The sequence below is a fragment of the Caproiciproducens galactitolivorans genome, from assembly GCF_029266045.1.
GTDB classification, from domain to species: Bacteria; Bacillota; Clostridia; order Oscillospirales; family Acutalibacteraceae; genus Caproiciproducens; species Caproiciproducens galactitolivorans.
The window spans coordinates 50,509-70,126 of sequence record NZ_JAJUFJ010000005.1; the positions used below are offsets into that span (position 1 = coordinate 50,509).

23 protein-coding genes, 1 tRNA gene and 1 riboswitch are annotated in these 19,618 nt (G+C 46.5%); of the genes, 19 read left to right on the forward strand and 5 right to left on the reverse strand.

Going from position 1 to position 19,618, the window contains the following annotated elements; genetic code table 11:
- Positions 1-4 precede the first annotated feature (4 nt).
- On the forward strand, positions 5-505 hold the full coding sequence (locus tag P9B68_RS05375; protein WP_277668608.1) for an RNA polymerase sigma factor: 501 nt from the start codon (positions 5-7) through the stop codon (positions 503-505).
- Positions 498-1,352: a DUF3298 and DUF4163 domain-containing protein gene (locus P9B68_RS05380; protein ID WP_277668609.1), complete on the forward strand. Its 855-nt coding sequence runs from the start codon at positions 498-500 to the stop codon at positions 1,350-1,352. Before P9B68_RS05375 ends, P9B68_RS05380 begins: the two co-directional genes overlap by 8 nt.
- Positions 1,353-1,477: 125 nt before the next feature.
- Here P9B68_RS05380 and P9B68_RS05385 read toward each other — a convergent pair whose 3' ends face one another.
- Both P9B68_RS05385 and P9B68_RS05390 read right to left on the reverse strand, forming a co-directional pair.
- Positions 1,478-1,822, reverse strand: a complete 345-nt coding sequence (locus P9B68_RS05385) for a helix-turn-helix domain-containing protein (RefSeq protein WP_277668610.1) — start codon at positions 1,820-1,822, stop codon at positions 1,478-1,480.
- Positions 1,823-2,140: 318 nt separating this feature from the next.
- Positions 2,141-2,767, reverse strand: coding sequence for a class I SAM-dependent methyltransferase (locus P9B68_RS05390; protein ID WP_277668611.1), 627 nt, complete (start codon positions 2,765-2,767; stop codon positions 2,141-2,143).
- Positions 2,768-3,291: 524 nt separating this feature from the next.
- Here P9B68_RS05390 and P9B68_RS05395 point away from each other — a divergent pair.
- The 9 genes from P9B68_RS05395 (at position 3,292) to P9B68_RS05435 (ending at position 11,649) form a co-directional block, all read left to right on the forward strand.
- Entirely contained in the window at positions 3,292-4,620 is a 1,329-nt protein-coding gene (locus P9B68_RS05395; RefSeq protein ID WP_277668612.1) for an aminotransferase-like domain-containing protein, read from the forward strand.
- Positions 4,621-4,745: 125 nt separating this feature from the next.
- Positions 4,746-4,898, forward strand: a complete 153-nt coding sequence (locus P9B68_RS05400) for a hypothetical protein (RefSeq protein ID WP_277668613.1) — start codon at positions 4,746-4,748, stop codon at positions 4,896-4,898.
- A 74-nt stretch (positions 4,899-4,972) separates the two neighbouring features.
- A complete protein-coding gene (locus P9B68_RS05405; protein ID WP_277668614.1) occupies positions 4,973-5,749 on the forward strand; it encodes an HpcH/HpaI aldolase family protein in 777 nt (258 codons plus the stop codon).
- 17 nt (positions 5,750-5,766) lie between these two features.
- Positions 5,767-6,564 carry a 2-keto-4-pentenoate hydratase gene (locus P9B68_RS05410; protein WP_277668615.1) on the forward strand — a complete coding sequence of 266 codons (798 nt, stop codon included), beginning with the start codon at positions 5,767-5,769 and terminating at the stop codon, positions 6,562-6,564.
- Between the two features lie 20 nt (positions 6,565-6,584).
- A complete protein-coding gene (locus P9B68_RS05415; RefSeq protein ID WP_407932266.1) occupies positions 6,585-6,965 on the forward strand; it encodes a RidA family protein in 381 nt (126 codons plus the stop codon).
- A gap of 28 nt (positions 6,966-6,993) precedes the next feature.
- Positions 6,994-7,794 carry a PhzF family phenazine biosynthesis protein gene (locus P9B68_RS05420; protein WP_277668616.1) on the forward strand — a complete coding sequence of 267 codons (801 nt, stop codon included), beginning with the start codon at positions 6,994-6,996 and terminating at the stop codon, positions 7,792-7,794.
- Between the two features lie 307 nt (positions 7,795-8,101).
- Positions 8,102-8,189, forward strand: a riboswitch (cyclic di-GMP riboswitch).
- A gap of 489 nt (positions 8,190-8,678) precedes the next feature.
- Positions 8,679-9,104, forward strand: coding sequence for an RNA polymerase sigma factor (locus tag P9B68_RS05425; RefSeq protein WP_277668617.1), 426 nt, complete (start codon positions 8,679-8,681; stop codon positions 9,102-9,104).
- 540 nt (positions 9,105-9,644) lie between these two features.
- The gene (locus tag P9B68_RS05430; protein WP_277668618.1) at positions 9,645-9,842 is read left to right on the forward strand and encodes a hypothetical protein; all 198 of its coding nucleotides are present in this window, start codon (positions 9,645-9,647) and stop codon (positions 9,840-9,842) included.
- Positions 9,843-9,939: 97 nt separating this feature from the next.
- Positions 9,940-11,649: a recombinase family protein gene (locus P9B68_RS05435; protein WP_277668619.1), complete on the forward strand. Its 1,710-nt coding sequence runs from the start codon at positions 9,940-9,942 to the stop codon at positions 11,647-11,649.
- A 57-nt stretch (positions 11,650-11,706) separates the two neighbouring features.
- Here the strand turns inward: P9B68_RS05435 and P9B68_RS05440 are convergent.
- Together P9B68_RS05440 and P9B68_RS05445 are read right to left on the reverse strand one after the other, a co-directional pair.
- Positions 11,707-11,783: transfer RNA gene (locus P9B68_RS05440), tRNA-Pro, on the reverse strand.
- A 247-nt stretch (positions 11,784-12,030) separates the two neighbouring features.
- Positions 12,031-12,756 carry a GntR family transcriptional regulator gene (locus tag P9B68_RS05445; protein ID WP_135659619.1) on the reverse strand — a complete coding sequence of 242 codons (726 nt, stop codon included), beginning with the start codon at positions 12,754-12,756 and terminating at the stop codon, positions 12,031-12,033.
- Between the two features lie 207 nt (positions 12,757-12,963).
- Here P9B68_RS05445 and agaB point away from each other — a divergent pair, with 207 nt between their 5' ends.
- The 8 genes from agaB to P9B68_RS05485 all read left to right on the forward strand — a co-directional run bounded on the left by agaB (position 12,964) and on the right by P9B68_RS05485 (position 18,678).
- Positions 12,964-13,443, forward strand: coding sequence for a PTS galactosamine transporter subunit IIB (gene agaB, locus P9B68_RS05450; protein ID WP_135659617.1), 480 nt, complete (start codon positions 12,964-12,966; stop codon positions 13,441-13,443).
- A gap of 100 nt (positions 13,444-13,543) precedes the next feature.
- Positions 13,544-14,347: a PTS galactosamine transporter subunit IIC gene (agaC, locus tag P9B68_RS05455; RefSeq protein WP_135659615.1), complete on the forward strand. Its 804-nt coding sequence runs from the start codon at positions 13,544-13,546 to the stop codon at positions 14,345-14,347.
- Positions 14,334-15,152, forward strand: coding sequence for a PTS galactosamine transporter subunit IID (agaD, locus tag P9B68_RS05460; protein ID WP_135659613.1), 819 nt, complete (start codon positions 14,334-14,336; stop codon positions 15,150-15,152). The genes agaC and agaD overlap by 14 nt, the downstream gene beginning before the upstream one ends.
- 100 nt (positions 15,153-15,252) lie before the next feature.
- Entirely contained in the window at positions 15,253-15,582 is a 330-nt protein-coding gene (locus tag P9B68_RS05465; protein ID WP_135659611.1) for a sugar phosphate isomerase family, read from the forward strand.
- 297 nt (positions 15,583-15,879) lie between these two features.
- Entirely contained in the window at positions 15,880-16,026 is a 147-nt protein-coding gene (locus P9B68_RS05470) for a hypothetical protein (protein WP_167875184.1), read from the forward strand.
- 137 nt (positions 16,027-16,163) lie between these two features.
- The gene (locus P9B68_RS05475) at positions 16,164-16,589 is read left to right on the forward strand and encodes a PTS sugar transporter subunit IIA (protein WP_135659609.1); all 426 of its coding nucleotides are present in this window, start codon (positions 16,164-16,166) and stop codon (positions 16,587-16,589) included.
- A gap of 40 nt (positions 16,590-16,629) precedes the next feature.
- The gene (gene ptsP / locus P9B68_RS05480) at positions 16,630-18,354 is read left to right on the forward strand and encodes a phosphoenolpyruvate--protein phosphotransferase (RefSeq protein WP_243112988.1); all 1,725 of its coding nucleotides are present in this window, start codon (positions 16,630-16,632) and stop codon (positions 18,352-18,354) included.
- A 54-nt stretch (positions 18,355-18,408) separates the two neighbouring features.
- A complete protein-coding gene (locus tag P9B68_RS05485; RefSeq protein WP_135659607.1) occupies positions 18,409-18,678 on the forward strand; it encodes an HPr family phosphocarrier protein in 270 nt (89 codons plus the stop codon).
- Positions 18,679-18,687: 9 nt separating this feature from the next.
- On the opposite strand, the gene pfkB is transcribed toward P9B68_RS05485, so the two are convergent.
- Positions 18,688-19,617, reverse strand: coding sequence for a 1-phosphofructokinase (pfkB, locus tag P9B68_RS05490; RefSeq protein WP_277668620.1), 930 nt, complete (start codon positions 19,615-19,617; stop codon positions 18,688-18,690).
- Position 19,618 lies beyond the last annotated feature (1 nt).

Consider the following 19,618-nt stretch of genomic DNA (forward strand, 5'->3'; position numbering starts at 1 on the left):
CATATTGGAAAACGCAGGAGAAAAACTTGATTTACTCAAAAAATACATTTTGAGTGATCAGGACAAGTTTTATCGGCTTGTATACAGCTATACCAAAAACAGCAATGATACAGCCGATGTTGTACAGGAGGCAATTTGTAAGGCCATTGAAAAGGTACATACCCTCAAAAACCCAGAATATGTTAAGACTTGGCTTTATCGCATTCTCATTAATGAAAGTATCAACCACATCCGGAAAAGCGGAAAGAACCTGTCTACGGAAGACGTGCCGGAAAGCACGGCAAGCTACGAGGATGATGACTTTGCGCAGAACTGCATGGTATATGACGCCGTTACCGCACTGGACCCAAAACTGAGAACAGTCATCATTCTCCGGTTTTACGAGGGTATGAAACTCAGTGAAATCGCTCAGGTCACAAACAGTAATCTGAACTCGGTAAAATCTCGTCTCTACAAAGCGCTTAAACTTATGAAAGCTACAATAGGGAGTGAAAATTATGAATAATAAACTGGAACAGTCGAAAATCGTATATGAATCTATAACCCCACCGGCCTCCTATGGCAGCATGATCGAGCGCGCCCTCACTGAAGCTAGCCCCGAACCTCGAAGAGCACAGCCTCGCAGATGGTACAAAGTTGCGGGTACCTGCGTAGCAGCGGTATTTGTCATGTGTGTTACCATGCTCAACACAATCCCGACATTCGCCCTAGCTGCTCAACAGATTCCGGTCATTGCCGATATTGCCCGGGTACTGACCTTCCGGGAATACCATCTGTCCGACGCCGCATATGAGATTCAGGTCGAGGTTCCGTCCATTCAGAACACAGGAAACACAGAGCTTGAAAAGCGAGTCAATACGAAAATCCAGCAAAAGATTGATCAGATCGTGGCGGACGCAAAGCAGCGTGGTAAAGATGCGATTGATGAGCAGCGGGCAGCCGGGGGAAAAGATGAGGATCTGACGCCTTTCCATATTGATATCACATATGAGATCAAGTCCAGCAATGAAAATACGCTCTCTTTTGTTGTCAATGACATGGAGTCCTTCATCACCGCCTACACGTATCAGACCTTCTACAATATCGACCTGAATACTGATCAGGAGATCTCGTTGTCTGATAAACTGGGGCCGAATTACGTCGAGTTGATCGTAAGCAGCATTCAGAAACAGATTGCGCAGCGCGCGCAGGAGCATCCGGACTGGACATACACTGTCACAGAGGAGGATCTGAAGGAAATGGCAGCGGACCTAAAGTTTTATATCAACGACACCGGTAATGTGGTCATCTCTTTTGACAAGGGCGAAATCGCACCGCCTCCCATGGGCATCCAGGATTTTGAAATCCAATAACGGCAGTTCACCCGAAGCAGATCCCCAGCCAATTGGCTGGGGATCTGCATGTTTCCGAACGATTTTACTTGTCAAAGATTTCCTCGTGTGGAGATACCTTTAAGAATGTGTGTTTAGAAAATTGGCTACACAGCTTTGGCCTGCGCCTTGTTATCCAGTATGGCGGTCAAAGTGGCATTTACTATGTTCAAGTCCTGTTGATCGCACAAAGACAGCATCCGTGTGAGCTGCTCAATCTCACCGGACGTGCTTTCACTCTCAGGATAAAAAACCATATCGGCGGAGATCCCAAGTTTACGAATAAGCCGATACAAAAGATCATAACTCGGCTTTTTGTTTTCGTTCTCAAGCGACGAAAGGTAACGAGGTGTAATGCCCATCATTTCAGCGAATATTTCTCGCGTAAATCCCTTAGATTTTCTTGCTGCCTTCAAAATGTTTCCAAGACAATGTACATTAGTGTGTTCCATTAGTTCACCTCCAATAATAGTCTACAGTTCCTATTTGACAAGTGAAATGATATATTGCATCATATAAAAGAAGAACTAATAAATCACACTTACGGAAATAGTGTAGCCAAAGCATTTGTTACAGAAGAAGGCGGTAGAATAATTGCAAAAGTTATAAGCTTATTACAACGGAAATTATGAAGCAAATTATTATATGAAGCAACATAATAGGCCCAAATAAAACAGGGCTACCCCAGCGGGGCAGCCCTGTTCTATTTGGGTCAGTAGCAGAAACATGGCAAAATATTTCTAAGGCTTATGAATAGTTGTAGTTGTTATTCAACAATGATTATTCTGGAAGTCCAGCCTACAGAATGCTTTCCTGTTCGGTAGTTCTATTTCCTGTTTTAAAATGGTCATATATCCAATTCCGGTCATAGCAGTTGTAAGGTCGCTTTCGTGTATATCCTGATGTAAGCTATCCAAATCGTTAAGGGCACATGCGTATGGAGAATCTGAAACAAAATTTACACCAGTACTCTTTTGAATAACACAGGAAACATACGGAGGCATCACTCCTTTAATGGTGTTTTGAAAATTCTCGCATCCAATGTATTCTATCAGTAAATTCGCAATTACCATATCGGCATGTGGTAACGTAATAGCGGAATTTGCCAAATCGCCCTCAATCGGCTTAAAGACATCACATAGTTCCGGATAGCGTGTTTGGCATTCCGTTAGGTAATCAGGGTTAATATCAACACCAAAAACAATACGGAATCTGCTGGGATCAATATGATTCAAACCATTACCGCCTGCTATACCTAGAATCATAACCGTCGGCGTTTTATATCGATAGAATTGATCAGACATAATTTCATTCAATGATTGTAATTGACCAACCGTGTCTATCTTCATGTGGTTTTCATAATCATCTAAATCGATGTTTTTCCAAGGATTACTCACTATAATGTGCTCCTCTCCTCATATAATGAAGCCAACCCGGTGGAATAAATGCTGGATGGTTCTCGTTAGGTGTTGTCTGCAAGCAATTTTTGAGTGGTATCTTTGACCGCATCCGGTAATGCGTCATACTATGCCTGCTCCATCACACTGTTCCATCGGGTTGGCTTAGTAAGATCGCTTGACGCGATATAGATATTTGTGAGGTATTTCCTATAAGATACATTTTTCTTTTCTCAGCCTCAATAGCTTTTCTCCAAATGTCATAGTTTTTCCACCAGTGTTTTTCTTTCTGGTTCTATTATGAGTATAAAAGAAAAATCTGTCTACCTTTTTATTACGCAGCAGCAAGTAAGTGACCTGTATAATACTTCTGTTCCTAGGCTTCTTAATTCCTCTGATACTAACCCATGGGAACATTTATCTTAGTAGACAGAACCAACACACAATGTTACAATTGTTTGGTGAGGTGAATTTTTATGCCGTTCAATTCTTTTGATAATTTTCCCATGTCGTGGAGACCAAGTTTGGATAAGACGAGTCATTCTCTATACCAAACTTTGGCTGAACAGTTGGAAAGTGATATAACAAACGGTATCTTAAAACCGGGTACAAAATTGCCGCCACAGCGTGAGCTTGCAGATTTTTTAGACATTAATTTAAGCACTGTGTCAAAGGCTTTTAAGTTATGTGTGCTGAAAGGTCTGTTGTCGGCTACGGTGGGCAACGGCACATTTGTGTCATATGATGCACTAACCAGTGGGCGGCTTCAGCCGGAACATACAGGCCAGAATATTATCGACATGGGCGCTACTGTGCCGGAGGCATCGGGTAACGAAATATTGATGTCGCTACTGCGAGAAATGATTACCGAAAGCAAAGCCACCTGCTTGTTCAATTATTACCCACAGGGCGAGAATGGATGGCAAAAGGATATAGCTGTTTCCCTAATGCTTCGCTGCGGGCATCACACTAAACAGGATCAAATCCTATTTGCAAACGGTGGTCAAAATGCTCTGACTGCAGTACTTGCCGCTCTGTTCAAGCGCGGGGAGAAAATCGTTGTAGACGAACACACCTATCCAGGTATTAAGACTGCCGCAGCTATGTTAGGAATACAACTCGTACCTGTGCCACAAGACGATGAGGGTATGGACACACAAGCATTGGAGTTTATTTGCAAGAGCGAGAAAATTGCAGGAATATATGTTATTCCCGCTTGCCATAACCCAACAACCGTAACTATGTCTCAGAAAAGGCGCAAGAGAGTTGCATGGGTTGCTGAACAATACGATTGTCTCTTGATAGAGGATGGCACTTATCAGCTTATGGCAGGAGGCATGACGGCCATATCAGAATATGCGGCAGATAGGAGCATTTATATTGCCAGCCTGTCCAAAGCAATTGCACCAGGACTCCGGATGGCGTATCTGTCTGTGCCGTTGCAGCACAAAAATGCGGTTTCCGATGCACTTTACAGTCTGAATGTGGCTGTCGTTCCTATGATGTCGGAACTGTCAGCCAGAATCATTGCGTCCGGCCAATTTGAAACCATCATTGAAAACCATAAGAAACAGACTGCGAAGCGAAATGCCATTGTGGATCAATGGCTTCCTAAGAAAATCTGCCGTGGAGCAAGTGGAGATATTTTTCGTTGGTTGCTTCTGCCTGAAAAATATACAGGGGCGGCCTTTGAGCGACTTGTCTTATCCCATGGTGTTCAGGTAAACTCCGCAGATAAATTTGCAGTGGGAAAAACATTGCCCGCCCATGCGGTCAGGTTGTCGATCTGTGCACCCAGAGATTTGGAACAGCTTGAACAAGGAGTAAAAATTTTGGCACAGCTTATAAGGTGACTCATCCAAATGTGAGAATTGTTCGCCATACAATAATTTTATTGTATGGCGAATTCTATTGACTTAAAATATAATTTAGGGAGTCAAGGTGGAGCTGCAAAGAAGCAGGGTGCTCTCTAACTCCAATGGATGGGTATCATCCTCGTGAGATGCTTTATGATCTGCTGCCCGTCGAAGTTACGGACGAAATTATAGGAGTCTATGCAAAACCGCCGGAAGCATACATGGATGCGATCTGCTTTGCGTCATGGACATGGAGGAAATGGTACGTTGCATAAGCCCCAATATGACCAAACTACTCTCTCTAGGTGTGCGAATCAGAAATTGTAATAAACGATAAAGAGGATGCAGAATGGACCAAATGAAAGCAATCCACACAGAAAAGCAAAGAATGATAGGGACTTTTTTCGAATTGGGTGGCTGCAATGCGATAGAATGCCTTGCTGGAACCGGACTTGATTATGTAATCATCGATACCGAGCATGGGAATTTCACCCCGGAGGATGTTTGCAATTATATCCGGACGGCCGAAAATGGCGGATTGTTGCCCTATGTGCGAATCGGAAGTATTCAAAGACCATATGTTCTCCAAATGCTGGACATCGGTGCAAAAGGAATCATTGTGCCAAATATCACTTCAGTCGAACAAGTCAAGGAGTTAATATCCTATGCCAAATTCCCCCCACTGGGCAACAGAGGCTATTGTCCAAACCGCACTACACGCTGGGGGAGTTGTGACCCATCACAGTCAATTGACGAGTATATGGCCGACTGTAATCTTCACTGTAAACTCATTCCGCAGTGTGAGACGGTAGAGGCGCTGGAACAAATTGAAGAAATCACCGCTCTTGACGGCGTGGACGGCATTTTCGTCGGCCCATGCGATCTTTCTATCTCGATGGGTATTCCCTTGCAATTTAACGCGCCAGCCTTGAACGCCGCCATAGAGCGTATCCTCAAAGTATGCAAAGCCAACAGAAAAATGGCTACCATATTTGCGGGGAACTCGGCAGATGCAAATAGATGGTTCGCAAAAGGCTTTGACAGTGTAACTTGTGGACTGGATACATCTGTTTTTATCAACGCATACAAGGAACTGGTCAATGACTGTAAAGAAAATCAATTCTAAATAAGGAGGAAATCCCTGTGAAACAGTATGGCTTAAGTAAAGAACTACATGAAACAATTGCTAATCAGCTATATGAGGCCGAACGAAAGAACAGCCATATTCGCAAGCTAACAGAACAGTATCCTCAAATCACACAGGAAGATGCCTACGCTATTCAAAAAATTGGATTGGAACGTCGATTAAAAGATGGCGCGAAAATTGTGGGACGAAAAATCGGTATTACAAGCAGCGGGATGATGAAGTTGCTGAACTGCAATACACCAGATTACGGATATCTTCTGGACAATATGCTTGTTTATGAGGGGAACAGTGTTAAATCCTCAGAGCTAAATATCCCCCTTCTAGAGGGGGAAATTGCCTTTATTATGGGAGAGGATCTGAAAGGTCCCGGCGTAACACCTGCCCAGATTCTCACCTGTACGGCAGGAGTTGTCCCATGCTTTGAGGTATGCGATGGCCGATACGAAAACTGGGATGTTACCGTAATTGACACTATCAGCGACGATGCTGGCGCAGCCAGATTTGTTTTGGGTGGAAAACCAAAGCGCATTTCGGATATTGACCTAAGGTGTATCGGTATGGTGATAGAAAAGAACGGTCAGTTTGTAGGAAGTGCCGCTGGTGCCGAGGTGATGGGAAGTCCCATCAATTCCATGGCGTGGCTCGTTAATAAGCTGTCACAGTATGGCGACGGTTTACACAAAGGGGATGTTGTTTTGTCTGGCGCGTTCATGTCGGCAATTCCCAGTAAAACTGGTGACTTCTATTGTTTACATGTAGACGGCTTTCCGGCTTTGACATTAAAATTTGAATAAAATTATAAGAAGGAAAAACAATGAGCATTACACAAATTAGTACAAAAAAGGCACCCGCTGCAATCGGTCCATATTCTCAAGGGTATATTGCCGGCGATTTTTTATTCACCGCTGGACAGGGCGGGCTTAATCCGGCAGACGGGTCGGTTGTGGAAGGGGGCATTACAGAACAAGCTGAGCAGACTATGCGCAACCTAAAGGCTATTTTAGATGAAGCGGGAACCGATTTTTCTAAGGCTGTCAAAACGACCTGCTTTCTGGCTGACATGAATGATTTTCTGGCATTCAATGATGTGTATGAAAAGAGTTTTCTTTCAAAGCCAGCAAGAAGCTGCGTTGCTGTAAAGGAACTCCCTTTAGGAATCCTCTGTGAAGTAGAAGTTATTGCTTATATCAAATAATCGTTATATTTGGGAAAGGAAGTACACGATGAAGCAATATGTTGTAGACGCTTTTGCTAATAAGCTATTTGAAGGAAACCCTGCTGCCGTATGTGTAATGGAAAAATGGCCGGATGATGAGCTGATGCAAGCAATCACAACGGAAAACAATCTTTCCGAAACAGCTTTTACAGTGAAAGAAAAAAGCGGATATAGATTGCGCTGGTTTACTCCCGGTGGCGAAATTGATCTATGTGGCCATGCTACACTTGCCACAGCATTTGTATTGATGAATTATGTGGATACATCCGTATCAGAAGTTCATTTCCAGACTTTGAGCGGTGAACTGATCGTGAATAGAAAAGATGACCTGTATGAGATGGACTTTCCAAGCTATCATCTGAAACCTATTGAGGTAACCGATCAGATGGAGCAAATCATTGGTTATCGTCCAACAGAAGCATGGATGGACCGCGATCTGGTTTGCGTACTGGAACAGGAAGAACAGGTCAAGGCAGCAAATCCCGATTTGGAAAAAGCTAAGTTATTGCCTGGGCTTCTGCTGCACATTACAGCGAGAAGCAAAGGTTATGACTGTGTAAGCCGCAGCTTTGCGCCAAAGCTGAATGTTGCGGAAGATCCGGTTTGTGGTTCAGGACATTGCCATATAGCCCCCCTCTGGGCAGACAAATCAGGAAAGAAAGAGTTAGTGGCAAGACAGGCTTCCCGCCGTGGCGGAACTCTGTATTGCCAAGTGGACAACGGGCGTGTGAAGCTTGCAGGAAAAGCCGCTCTTTTTTCCATTTGTGAGATATTTTTGCCAGAAGGTTGTGAACACAAGGAAAGGTAAAAAGAATTGCGTATATTGGACGGTTATCAAACTGATAAACTCTATGAAAGAGTTTCTAATAGCTTTGAAAAGCAGAGCTATGAAAAACGAAGTGAAACGATTATTTGCTTATACAACAGCGTCTTTTATTTTGCTAATCATGATCTGGCTAGTAGTTGGTCTTTTAGCAATCCCCAATAGCTATTTTGGTATGACATTGAGTGCAATTTCGATAATATCCTGTCTTTGCTACATATATTATGGAACTAAATTATTCTTAAAATTAGGGTTGGACAAATTCTACCGAAAACTGTTTTTAACAATATAATTATGTCAAGGGCAAACTTGCCGAAAGGCAAGGACGCAAAGCAATAGGGTCTAAGATGCAAATGCATGATGACAGCCTTGCCACCAAGTAAAGTTGCGTATTAACCCTGCCCTTTGTGGCAGGGTTTTTATTAAAAAATTAGAAAGAAAGGCGGCACCCGCCCAACAAAAAAAACGTGAGTTTGGCGGGTCTATTCTTATGCCTGAATAAGCATTATTGTAACCCTCCAGCTCATTTGGAGGGTTTTTCTATGCGCGTTCGACATGCCTTGAACTTCAAACGACCGCTACCAAGCAGCGGCCTAGCGTGATGAAGCGGACATCTATCTGCTGCATATCGCTTTAATCGGTAGCCTGTCAAAAAAAGCCCGTGCGGTCTATGGGAGAAGTGCGGTCATCATCAGGAACTAATAGATCATAAAAATAGGATATATAGAATCACTGTGCAAAAAGCTCATTTGGATTGTGTCCAAATGGGCCTTTTTTGTCGTATAAAGGGTAATTCAGTTCGGTGCCGCTCACCCCCCTCTCCGTTTCGATTTGCCAAAATCTCAAAAATCGGAACGGAGGAATATTTGATGACACAGATCAACCTGCGGGACTACTATCCCGATTTTTATATCACCGACTGCATCATCGAGGTGCCGAACGAAGTTGCGGCACTCATGAACTCTTATGAACACGCCGAAGCCGCCTATTATCTGCGGAGATACCGCCATAAGGCATATTATTCTCTGGATCGCGACGACGGCATCGAGCATGACATCCTGTTCGTGTCCTTATCCCCCTGCGAAATCTATGAACGCAAAGTGACGGTCGAACAGCTCCATGCCGCCATCGCCGCCCTACCGGGCAAGCAGGCCAAACGTATCTATGCTTATTATTTCTTGGGGATGAGCAAAAGCGCCATTGCCAAGGCTGAGGGTGTCAACGAGAGTGCCGTCCGAGACAGTATTGACCGGGGACTGCGAAATATCGAAAAGTTTTTGAAAAATTTCCTGTGAGGCTCCTGCGAATGGGCCTCAAAAATGAAAAGGCTTATGAGGGATAAGTTTTGATTCTTCACTGAACCTTGAAAATTGAATAAGGGACAAGCCGGATACATACCGCAAGCAGCGGCATACAGGGAGCCGGACGGCGGGTGCGCCACGATCTTTCCTTGAGCGGAGAGGGTGATTGAATTTCAGCGTAACGGAAAGGGAGCGAAAAACACCAGCGCCGTAGGTAGAGCAGCGTCTTTCAGACGCAAGGTGGCTCTGTGGCAAGCATCTGTATGTAATGAAACTTCCGTTCAGTCACAGTCCGAGCGTGAAAAAACCGTCGCAGGCAATGAGAACGGCCCGCCATCAGCATGGGGGGAGGTGCAATTCCTATGGTAACAGGTACGCCGCCTGTTCGTCCGGAATGTCTGTAAACTATAAAAGCAAATCGAAACAAAGGGGCAGCCGCGCCGTAACTCCGTCATATCGCTTATCATGTTTGTTTGAGTACGTGAACAAATGGCTACAGTGCGGCTGCTTCCTGATCTGAGAGGAGGCATAACGGTGGAAAACTTAAAAACTACTGATTACAAAAACAACATACCGCCCGACGCTTCCGGACGCAATCGTTTAGATAAAACTTCAACCTATAAGGTGGATGGCAAAACGTTTATTGTTGAGCCTGTTTTTCAAACAGACGGACACGATACCTTGGCAATAATTTTAATGAGACTGATGAAGGCTGACGCGGATCAGTCTTGACGATAAGTGATAGCGCGACAAGCGTGACAAACGGCGGTCGAGATGGTATACCTTCTCCTGTAAATACTGCTTATTTGACTGCCGGAAAGGAGGATTTATGAAACGGTCAAATAGCAGAAAAAACCGGGAGGATACGGCTTTTCTTTATGAACGGCTGTCGCGGGACGACAATCTTGAAGGAGAAAGCTACAGCATAGGTAACCAGAAAAAGCTTTTAATCAAGGTTGCCAAAGAAAAGGGATATACAAACCTTGTGCATTTCTCAGACGACGGTATTTCCGGTGTCACAATGGAACGGCCCGGTTTTGTGGCGATGCTTCATGAACTTGAAGAGGGCCATGCAGCGGCTGTTTTTGTAAAGGATATGTCACGCCTAGGCAGAAACTATATTGAGGTCGGCAGACTCACGGAGGAATTCCTTCCTGAACACGATATACGTCTCGTCGCGGTTTCCGATAATGTGGATACTGCCGAGGGTGAAAACGAGCTGACTCCAATAAGAAATTTGTTCAACGAGTGGTATGCGCGCGATATCAGCAAAAAGCGGCGCATCAGCAACAAGATTAAGGGAAATGCCGGGGAACCGATGGGACAACCACCATATGGGTACATTAAAGATCCGGATGATCCCAAACATTGGATCGTGGATGAGGTAGCCGCCACTGTTGTTCGCCGAATTTATCAAATGACGCTGGACGGCTTTGGAACGGAGCAGATCGCCGCCGCGCTGGAACAGGACAGCATCCTGACGCCGATGTCCTACTGGCAAACGCGAGGCGTCAACCGTCCCGGTAAACACAAGGACGCATCACCGATTAAGTGGAACAGCTCCACCGTTATCAAGATTCTTTCCTTGCAGGAGTATTGCGGGGATATCCTCAATTTCAAAACATACAGCAAATCCTACAAGAACAAGAAACGGATTGACAACGACCGGGAGAATTGGGTTATCTTCAAAGATGTGCATGAACCGATTGTTGACCGTGCCGTATGGGAACAAGTTCAGCAGAAGCGCGGCAAGCTGCGGAAACGGAAAACGAACGAGGGCGAAACCAATATGTTTTCCGGGTTGCTTGTTTGCGCAGACTGCGGCCATAACCTGCACTTTCATTTTAACCAGGGAAATCCGAATATTAAGTATTTCAACTGTTCCAATTACAAGGGCAACCGGGGCACTTGCAGTTCAACTCATTATATCCGTGTGGACTTTCTGGAACAGGTCGTGCTGGGCGAAATCCGTAGACTGACGAAATTTGCAAGCAAATACGAGGATGAGTTCGTCAAGGCGGTCATTGGACATTCTCAGCAGGCTGTGGAGCTTGGACGGCAAAGCAAGCAGAAAGAATACAACTCCCTGATCGCTCGTGACAAGGAGCTTGACCGGCTGTTTGAACAGATGTACGAGGATAACATATCAGGGAAGATATCCGACGAACGTTATTCAAAGATGACCAAACGTTACGAGGACGAGCAAAGCGGTTTGGATGAGCGCATAAAAGCGCTGAGAGCCGAGCTTGATAAGGAAAGCCATCAGGCCATAACTACTGATATGTTTATCGCCACTGTCCGTAAATATACCCGTGTTAAGAAACTGACACCGCGTATGCTCAACGAACTGATTGAACGTATTGAGGTACATCAGGCCGAAAAAGTAAACGGCGTATATGTTCAGAAGCTGACCATCCATTATAATTGCGTTGGCTCCATTGAGATACCAGAGGTCTTATCCCTTCCTGAGCCGGATGTCCTGATACAGACAAGAAAAGGAGTAGCCGTCAGCTACTCCCCAGCACAGGTTGCAATATAAGCATATAAAAAGCGAGTGTTCTTACAGCACTTTCAAATGCTGTAAGAACACTCGGCATGGTCGAGGTGACAGGACTTGAACCTGCGGCATCTTGGTCCCAAACCAAGCACTCTACCAAACTGAGTTACACCTCGTTGCTGACGATATACACGGTGAAATTCCTGACCACCGTGCGGTGAAAGGGCTTAACTATAACTCACAATCCACTATGCCCGCGTCATCGAGCATCCTTGTTATTATAGGTAATGTACATGGAATTGTCAAGTGTATTTGTAAAAATAGCAGGGGGACGGAAAATACATCATCAGACTGGTTTTACTCCTGAAAAACAGCATGGTGGGCGGCCCGGCAAAACACGGCGCGCGCCCGTCGAACGGTAGATTACTTCTGATTATTCTGATTATTCAGCTCAATTTTAAAAACGTATTTATCGCCCCGTACTACTGAGGAGGTATATTCCACCAGACAGCCGTCCTCATAGCTGAACCGTTCCAGCTGTAGGCACGGAATCCTGGGGGAGATCTTCAGCAGCTCGCACTGCTCGGAATCCGGCAGAATGGGGACAAAGGTTTCCGTCGCGTGATCCACCTTCAGCCCGTATTTAGCGCTGAGGTAGTCGTAAAGCGACTGACTTTCGGTAGCATTTACATCGATATGAACGAACCGGTTTTTCGGCAGATAAGTTGTTTCGATTATCAGAGGATAGTCGCGGGCAAAACAAAGGCGTACCAGCTTGTGGTAGGTTACCTTTCTGTCCGCCTTCAGCTTCAGCGCAAGGCTGCGGCCGGGAATCAGCGTTTCATAGCTAAGGACACGGTTGTAGAACGAGATATTCATTTTTTTGAGAGCATCGGTAAAAGAATAAAACTGAGAGAGATTTTGTTCAAACACCTTAGGTTTTACAAAAGTACCGATGCCGTGAATCGTATAAACCATGTTCTCTTCTTCCAGCAGGGCCAGCGCCTGCCTGACGGTGGACCGGCTCACCTTGTACATCTGGCACATGTCGCGTTCCGACGGAAGCAGACCGTTTTCGGGGTATTCGTGGCTATTGATATACCTCAGAATGTGATCGTGCAGTTCCTGATACAATGGCAGATTTGACATTGTGTGCACTCCTTTCCGTCTCGTCATTTTAAACAAAAATAGCAGCATTATTCTATCATAAAAAAACCTTTTGTACTAGTGGTATCAATTCAAATTCGAAACCTGTTTTTGAACTGGCTGAAAAAAAGTCATAATTCTTGTATTTCCATGCATGATATGTTAAAACGTATCTAGCAAATCTGTAACAACTATTGAGGGGTGTTTTAAGTGGGAAATCCAAACATACTCTTGACAAGGATCGACAACCGTCTTGTCCACGGTCAAGTGGGGGTCACTTGGACGATGACTCTGGGTGCCAATCTTCTTTTAGTCGCTGACGACGACGTGGCTCACGATGAAATACAGCAGCAGCTGATGGCAATGACTGCTGAATCATCCAATGCGGGCATCCGTTTCTTTACTTTGCAAAAAACGATTGACATCATCGGCAAAGCTGCTCCCAGCCAAAAAATCTTCATTATTTGCAGGACGCCGGCAGCTGTCCGAACTCTGCTCGAGGGTGGCGTACCCATTAAGGAAGTCAACGTGGGAAATATGCATTTCACCAGCGGCAAACGGCAGCTGAGTAAAAAAGTCTATGTCAATGATAAAGACATGGAGGATTTGCAGGCTATTCAGGCAATGAATGTAGATCTCTATATTCAGGATGTCCCCGGGGACATCAAAGAGTATATTCCAAAAAAATAATTCATGGGTGAAGAAAAAAGGGAGGGATCTCACAGACAGCAAACAGCAATTATGGTCACGCGGCGAAACTTTTGGAATAAAAATTGAGGAGGAAAAACTAATGGCAATTACTTTAGCTCAAGGCATTGCGCTCGCCATTATGGCGATTATAGTCGGCGTTGATTTCTGGCTTGAGGCTTTGTTTATTTTCCGGCCAATCATCGTCTGTACCCTTACGGGTATTATCTTAGGAAACGTTCCGCTCGGCCTTATGGCAGGCGGACTGACCGAGCTGGCTTTCGCGGGGCTTACCCCCGCCGGCGGCACACAGCCACCGAACCCTGTACTGGCAGGTGTTATGACCACCGTCATCGCCTATACCACCGGCAAAGACCCTGCAACTGCAATCGGTCTTGCCCTTCCGTTCAGCTTCCTAATGCAGTATATCATTCTGTTCTACTACTCCAGCTTCTCACTCTTTATGAAGAAAGCTGATAAATACGCCGAAGAGGCAGACGGCAAGAGCCTTTTGAAATTAAACATCCTTACAACCGGCATTGTAGCCGTTTCCTATGGCATTGTTGTCTTCTTGTGCGCCTATGTTGCTCAAGACGCAATGCAGGCACTAGTAAAGGCAATGCCCGAGTGGCTGACCCACGGCTTTGAAATCGCAGGCGGCATTCTTCCGGCAGTCGGTTTTGGCATGTTGCTGAAAGTAATGCTCAAGGGCGAATTCGTTCCTTACCTTATTATAGGCTTTGTCATTGCAAGCTTTATTCCTTTTTCAAATCTTCTTCCGGTCGCCGTCGTTGGCATGGCAATGGCATTGATTGTGTTTAACAGCGAAAGAAATAAAAGAAAAACTGCATTTGTAACCGGTGTTGCATCTAACGTAGAGGGGGATGACGGCAATGAAGGCATCTGATAAAAACACAGCTCCGGAAAAAGTACTTACCAAAAAAGATATTACCAAACTCGGCTGGCGTTCTTCCCTGCTTCAGGCCAGCTTCAACTATGAGAGAATGCAAAGCGGCGGCTTTTTGCTGGCGCAGATGGGCTGTCTGAAGAAAATCTATAAGGATGATAAAAAGGGACTGTCCGAAGCAATGACAGATAACCTTGAGTTCATCAACACGCACCCAAACCTTGTCGGTTTCCTGATGGGACTGCTGATCTCTCTGGAAGAAGCAAAGGAAAACAGAAGCACGATCAAAGGTCTGAAAGTTGCCCTGTTCGCACCACTCGCCGGCATCGGCGACGCAATCTTCTGGTTCACCCTTCTGCCTATTGTCGCAGGAATCACCGCCTCCATGGCAATGAGCGGAAGCATCCTCGGCCCGCTGCTTTTCTTTGCGGTTTATCTGACTATCTTTATTCTCCGTCTTGCGTGGACACACGCCGGCTACAACTTAGGTTTGAAAGCTGTTGATACGCTGCGGGAATACTCGGGAATTATCTCCAAGGTTGCCACGATTCTGGGCGTAACGGTTATCGGCGGACTGATTGCCTCTTATGTGCATATTTCCCTTCTTCCGGAAATCGTAGTAAATTCTTCCAAGACAGTTTCCATTCAAAAAGATTTCTTGGATAAGATTTTCCCAAACATACTGCCCTTTGGTTATACCCTGCTGATGTATTTCTTCCTGAGGAAGAAGAAAATGAGCCCGGTTGTACTGATTGCTGCTACTTTCGGTCTTGCCATTCTTCTTTCCTTCCTGGGTATCCTTTAATTTGTAAGTGTGATAGGGGTACAGTTTTCTGTACCCCATTTCTCTACCATCATCTTATCAAATGTTAGGAACCGATGACGCAGTATCGGAGGATTCAGCAATGAAGTTACAGGATAAAAAGGAAGAAACTTCTTCCCCCAACACAGATAGTACAGGCATGCCTCCAAAAACAGTCATTTGTGATGATTTTGAAGCGATGTCACAGTACTGCGCGGATCTGATCTGCGGGGCCGTGAAGAAAAAGCCGGATCTGCTTCTGTGCCTGGCTGCGGGTAACACCGCAATCCGGACCTATCAGATTCTGAAAAAACGTTCAGGCTGCGGTCAAACGGACTTCAGCCGAGCGGAATTCGTCGAACTGGACGAGTGGCTGGATTTGGACGACGAATCGGAAAACGTTCAAAAACTTTTACGGGTCGCTGCACATTGAAGATTCAAAAATTCATTTGTTTGATATCCACGCAAAAGACATGGAAAATGAATGTAAGAGAATTGATCGGCTGATATTTGAACGCAACGGAATAGATTTTATTCTTTTAGGATTGGGTATGAACGGCCATCTGGCCTTGAATGAGCCTGGCTCTTCCTTTGTGATAGCTACGCGAAGGTTGTCACGCTTGACAAGGTTACCCAAACGGTAGGAAATAAATATTTTTCAAAACCCGTTCGCCTTTCCAGAGGGGTCACTCTGGGGATCCGCCACATTTTAGACGCTAATCAGGTTGTTTTGCAGGCGGGCGGAAAATCCAAGGCGGAAATTGTAAAGAAGATCTGCCAAACCAAACCGACACCTTTGCTGTCGGCCACGGTCATGCAGCTTGTGAACAACGGGGTTATGGTTCTGGATCGGGACGCCGCTTCGGAAATCCTGTAAGCGGGTCTTTCCTTACTTTTAAAAGAAACCAAGGCAGTTTTCAAGGAATCACAGCGATTCCGTTTCAACCGGGAATACAGAAGCTGTGCACAATTGCCTGCATTATAGATTGACTGATAAAAGGAGTAAATAGAACGATGATCGGAGTATTGATAACCGGACACGGCAGCTTTGCCACCGGAATGATGAGTGCCTCCAAACTGATTGTTGGCCCAAGAGAGAATTATTTGGGTGTGGATTTTCTAGAATCGGATAATGTGGACACTCTTTCCCACAAACTCAGACAGGCGATGGAATCGCTTGGAGATCAAATTTTGGTTCTGGTGGACCTGGCCGGCGGATCTCCCTTCAAAACCGCCGTTACACTCAAAAACGAGTTTTCGAATAAGAAAATTGAAGTTGTTTCCGGCTTGAATTTGCCCATGCTTACTTCCGTTCTGCTGGGAGAAAAGGAAACCATGGAAGAATATGTGCAGGACGCCATGGAGATGGGGGCAGTCGGCATTAAACAGTTCAAGAAGAAACCCAAGCCGCAGCCGGCCGCTGCGGAAGACGGGATTTGACCGAGCCTTTCCGAGCAAGTTCTAAGGAGGTACAAACCATATGATTCATCACGGCAATCCCGTATCAAAAGGAATTGCGGCGGGTCCCGTTTTTCTTTACCAGCCCTTTGCCGCCGCTGTCAGCGAAGCCCTGCTTGAAGAAAGCGCTGTCAGCGAAGCGTTGAATAAATACGAAAATGCAAGAAAGAACGCAGAGTCGGAGCTTAAGGCCATTCGTGCCCGTCTAGAAACCTCCGACCCCGAAAAAGCAAAGATTTTCTCCGCACATATCGACATCCTGTTCGACGAGGCTATGGACTGCGATATCCGCGAGCTGATTGAATGCGACCGCTACTCCCCGGACAGGGCAATCGACGAGGTATTTGAAAAATACGCCCGTATTCTCGGAAAATCCCCCGACCCGCTTATTAAGGAGCGGGCGTCGGACATTCGCGACGTAAAAACGCGCCTGATCCGTGTGTGGAACGGTGTGGCGGAAAAGAACCTCTCCTCTCTTCCCGCACCCGCGGTCATCGTCGTACACGACCTGCTTCCATCCGATACGGCTACTTTGGATCGAAAAAATGTTCTGGCTATTGTTACGGAAATCGGCGGCAGCACTTCTCACTCCGCTATTATTGCCAGAAGCTACGGGATTCCCGCCATTCTGGGCGTAGAGAATGCGACAACACATTTCGCTCAGGGCGAGACCGTCATTGCCGATGCGCTGACCGGTCAGGTCATCAGTAACCCAACGCAAGAGCAACTTGCGGACTGTGACGAAAGACGCAGCCGGTTTCTGGCGCAGCAGGCACAGATCAACTCATATATGGAAAAAGAAGCCGTTACTCCCGACGGAGTACGGGTGGATATTGAACTGAATCTGGCTTCCGTCAGTAAACAGTCGTTGGAGGGCGCAAAATGCACCGACGGCGTCGGCCTGTTCCGTACAGAATTCCTTTATATGGGTAGGGACACTCTGCCCACGGAAGAAGAGCAGTTTGAAATTTACCGCGAGGTTCTTACAAAATTCGGCGACCGCCCCGTTACCCTGCGCACACTGGACATCGGTGGCGACAAAAAGCTCGACTGTCTGAACCTGCCGCACGAAGAAAATCCTTTTTTGGGCAACCGCGCCCTGCGGCTCTGCTTTGAAAGGCCGGACATTTTCCGCACACAGCTTCGCGCCGCTTACCGCGCTTCCGTGTACGGCAACCTGTGGATCATGTTCCCCATGGTCGCCAGCATGGACGACATCCGCCGTGCGAAACAGGTTGCTGCAGAAGTAAAAACGGAACTGACCAAAGAAGGCATCGCCTTTTCACCCGATGTGAAACTGGGAATTATGATTGAAATTCCCTCCATCGCGCTTTTGGCGGACTTCGCGGCAAAAGAGGTTGACTTTGCGAGCATTGGCACCAACGACCTCTGCCAGTACACCATGGCCGTTGACCGCCTGAACCCCGCTGTCAGCGAATATTACCAGAGCTACAACCCCGCGCTTTTCCGCCTGATTCACATTGCCGCAAAAAGCTTTATTGACAACGGAAAGCCCGTTTGTGTCTGTGGCGAGCTGGGCGGCGACCGCCTTGGCGCGGCCGTTTTAATGGGGCTTGGTGTCCGCAAACTGAGCATGAGCATTTCTTCCGTCGCTCAGACGAGAAAACTGGTCAATGAGCTGGAAATGAAAAAGGCCGTGGAAATCGCGGCAAAAGTTCTCGATCTTTCTACGGCGCAGGAAGTGGAAAAGTACTTGAACGAAGCTCTGAAGGACATTCTTCTTTGATTCCTTGATTTTAAGAAACATGAAATAAAAAGTAATTAAATGGAGGCATCCACCATGTATTCCAGAAAGACAACTATTAACAACCAAACCGGGCTGCACGCCCGTCCGGCTTCCGATTTCGTAAAGTGCGCTTCTCAGTTTAAATCAAAGATCACCATTAAAAATGTGGATGATGATGAAACCGTTAGCGCAAAATCCATTATTCTGATTCTGTCGCTCAGCCTGAGCAAGGGTATGAAGGTCGAAATTACCGCAGAAGGCGAAGACGAGGTAAAAGCCGTTGATACCCTTGTTGCGCTGATTGATTCCAAATTCGGCGAATAACGGTCGTGATTAGAGCCGGTTTACGATCGTGCTGGACAAAAGCCTTTTCAGGTCGTCCTCACGGAAGAAGCCGGTTTTTTCATGCAGCGCATTGGCCGAGGCGACGGAAAGCGCAAAGCGGATCGTCGCCTCGAGCGGGTACTTTCGCACCATGCCCACCGCAAATCCCGCGACCATGCTGTCACCGCAGCCCACCGTGTTGACCACTTCGATTTTGGGGCAAACGCCCTGAAAGACTCCTTCATCCGACACGACCAGCGCACCGTCCCCGCCAAGGGAAATCACGACCAGCTCGATTCCTCCGTCGTGGAGCTTCTGCGCCGCTTGAATCAGCTCTTCGTGCGAAGAGACGGCAATGCCGGTCAGTTGACGGATCTCGTCCGCGTTCGGCTTTATCATCGTCGGCTTGGCTGCAATGCTGCCCCGGAGCATGGATCCGCTGGTGTCCAGAATCACGCGTTTCCCCGCGTTTCTTGCGGCTTCAATCAGTCTGCTGTAATAATCGGCGGGCGTACCGGCTGGAACACTACCGGAAATCGTGATGACATCGCTTTTCTCCACACACTGCAGATAGGTCTGATAAAAGTCCTCCAGCGCTTTTTCCGTCAGCTGGGCGCCGGGCTCCAGAAATTCCGTCTGCTCGCCTGTGGACTTGTCCCGAACATTGATGCAGCAGCGGGTTTCGACCCCGGAGTCAGTAAAACATCCCTCAATTTTGTCCTGAGCAAGCAGAGACTTGAAATAGGCTCCGTGGAAACCGCCGACGATCCCCGCGGCTATAACCTTTTCCCCCGCAAGGGAAGCAACTCTGGCCACATTGACGCCTTTGCCTCCTGCGGTCTTGATGCAGCTCTGCACCCTGTTGACACCGCCTGTGCGGCAGGAGTCTATTTGATACAGCTGGTCGATTGCAGTATTGAGTGTAACGGTAGTAATCATG

Coding starts and splice junctions, on each gene's coding strand:
- P9B68_RS05380 (WP_277668609.1), top strand. CDS start 498: ATGAATAATAAACTGGAACAGTCGAAAATCGTATATGAATCTATAACC.
- P9B68_RS05405 (WP_277668614.1), top strand. CDS start 4,973: ATGGACCAAATGAAAGCAATCCACACAGAAAAGCAAAGAATGATAGGG.
- P9B68_RS05385 (WP_277668610.1), bottom strand. CDS start 1,822: ATGGAACACACTAATGTACATTGTCTTGGAAACATTTTGAAGGCAGCA.
- P9B68_RS05445 (WP_135659619.1), bottom strand. CDS start 12,756: ATGTCAAATCTGCCATTGTATCAGGAACTGCACGATCACATTCTGAGG.
- agaC (WP_135659615.1), top strand. CDS start 13,544: ATGGCAATTACTTTAGCTCAAGGCATTGCGCTCGCCATTATGGCGATT.
- ptsP (WP_243112988.1), top strand. CDS start 16,630: ATGATTCATCACGGCAATCCCGTATCAAAAGGAATTGCGGCGGGTCCC.
- P9B68_RS05415 (WP_407932266.1), top strand. CDS start 6,585: ATGAGCATTACACAAATTAGTACAAAAAAGGCACCCGCTGCAATCGGT.
- agaD (WP_135659613.1), top strand. CDS start 14,334: ATGAAGGCATCTGATAAAAACACAGCTCCGGAAAAAGTACTTACCAAA.
- pfkB (WP_277668620.1), bottom strand. CDS start 19,617: ATGATTACTACCGTTACACTCAATACTGCAATCGACCAGCTGTATCAA.
- P9B68_RS05425 (WP_277668617.1), top strand. CDS start 8,679: ATGACACAGATCAACCTGCGGGACTACTATCCCGATTTTTATATCACC.
- P9B68_RS05475 (WP_135659609.1), top strand. CDS start 16,164: ATGATCGGAGTATTGATAACCGGACACGGCAGCTTTGCCACCGGAATG.
- P9B68_RS05485 (WP_135659607.1), top strand. CDS start 18,409: ATGTATTCCAGAAAGACAACTATTAACAACCAAACCGGGCTGCACGCC.
- P9B68_RS05420 (WP_277668616.1), top strand. CDS start 6,994: ATGAAGCAATATGTTGTAGACGCTTTTGCTAATAAGCTATTTGAAGGA.
- P9B68_RS05435 (WP_277668619.1), top strand. CDS start 9,940: ATGAAACGGTCAAATAGCAGAAAAAACCGGGAGGATACGGCTTTTCTT.
- P9B68_RS05465 (WP_135659611.1), top strand. CDS start 15,253: ATGAAGTTACAGGATAAAAAGGAAGAAACTTCTTCCCCCAACACAGAT.
- P9B68_RS05400 (WP_277668613.1), top strand. CDS start 4,746: ATGGATGGGTATCATCCTCGTGAGATGCTTTATGATCTGCTGCCCGTC.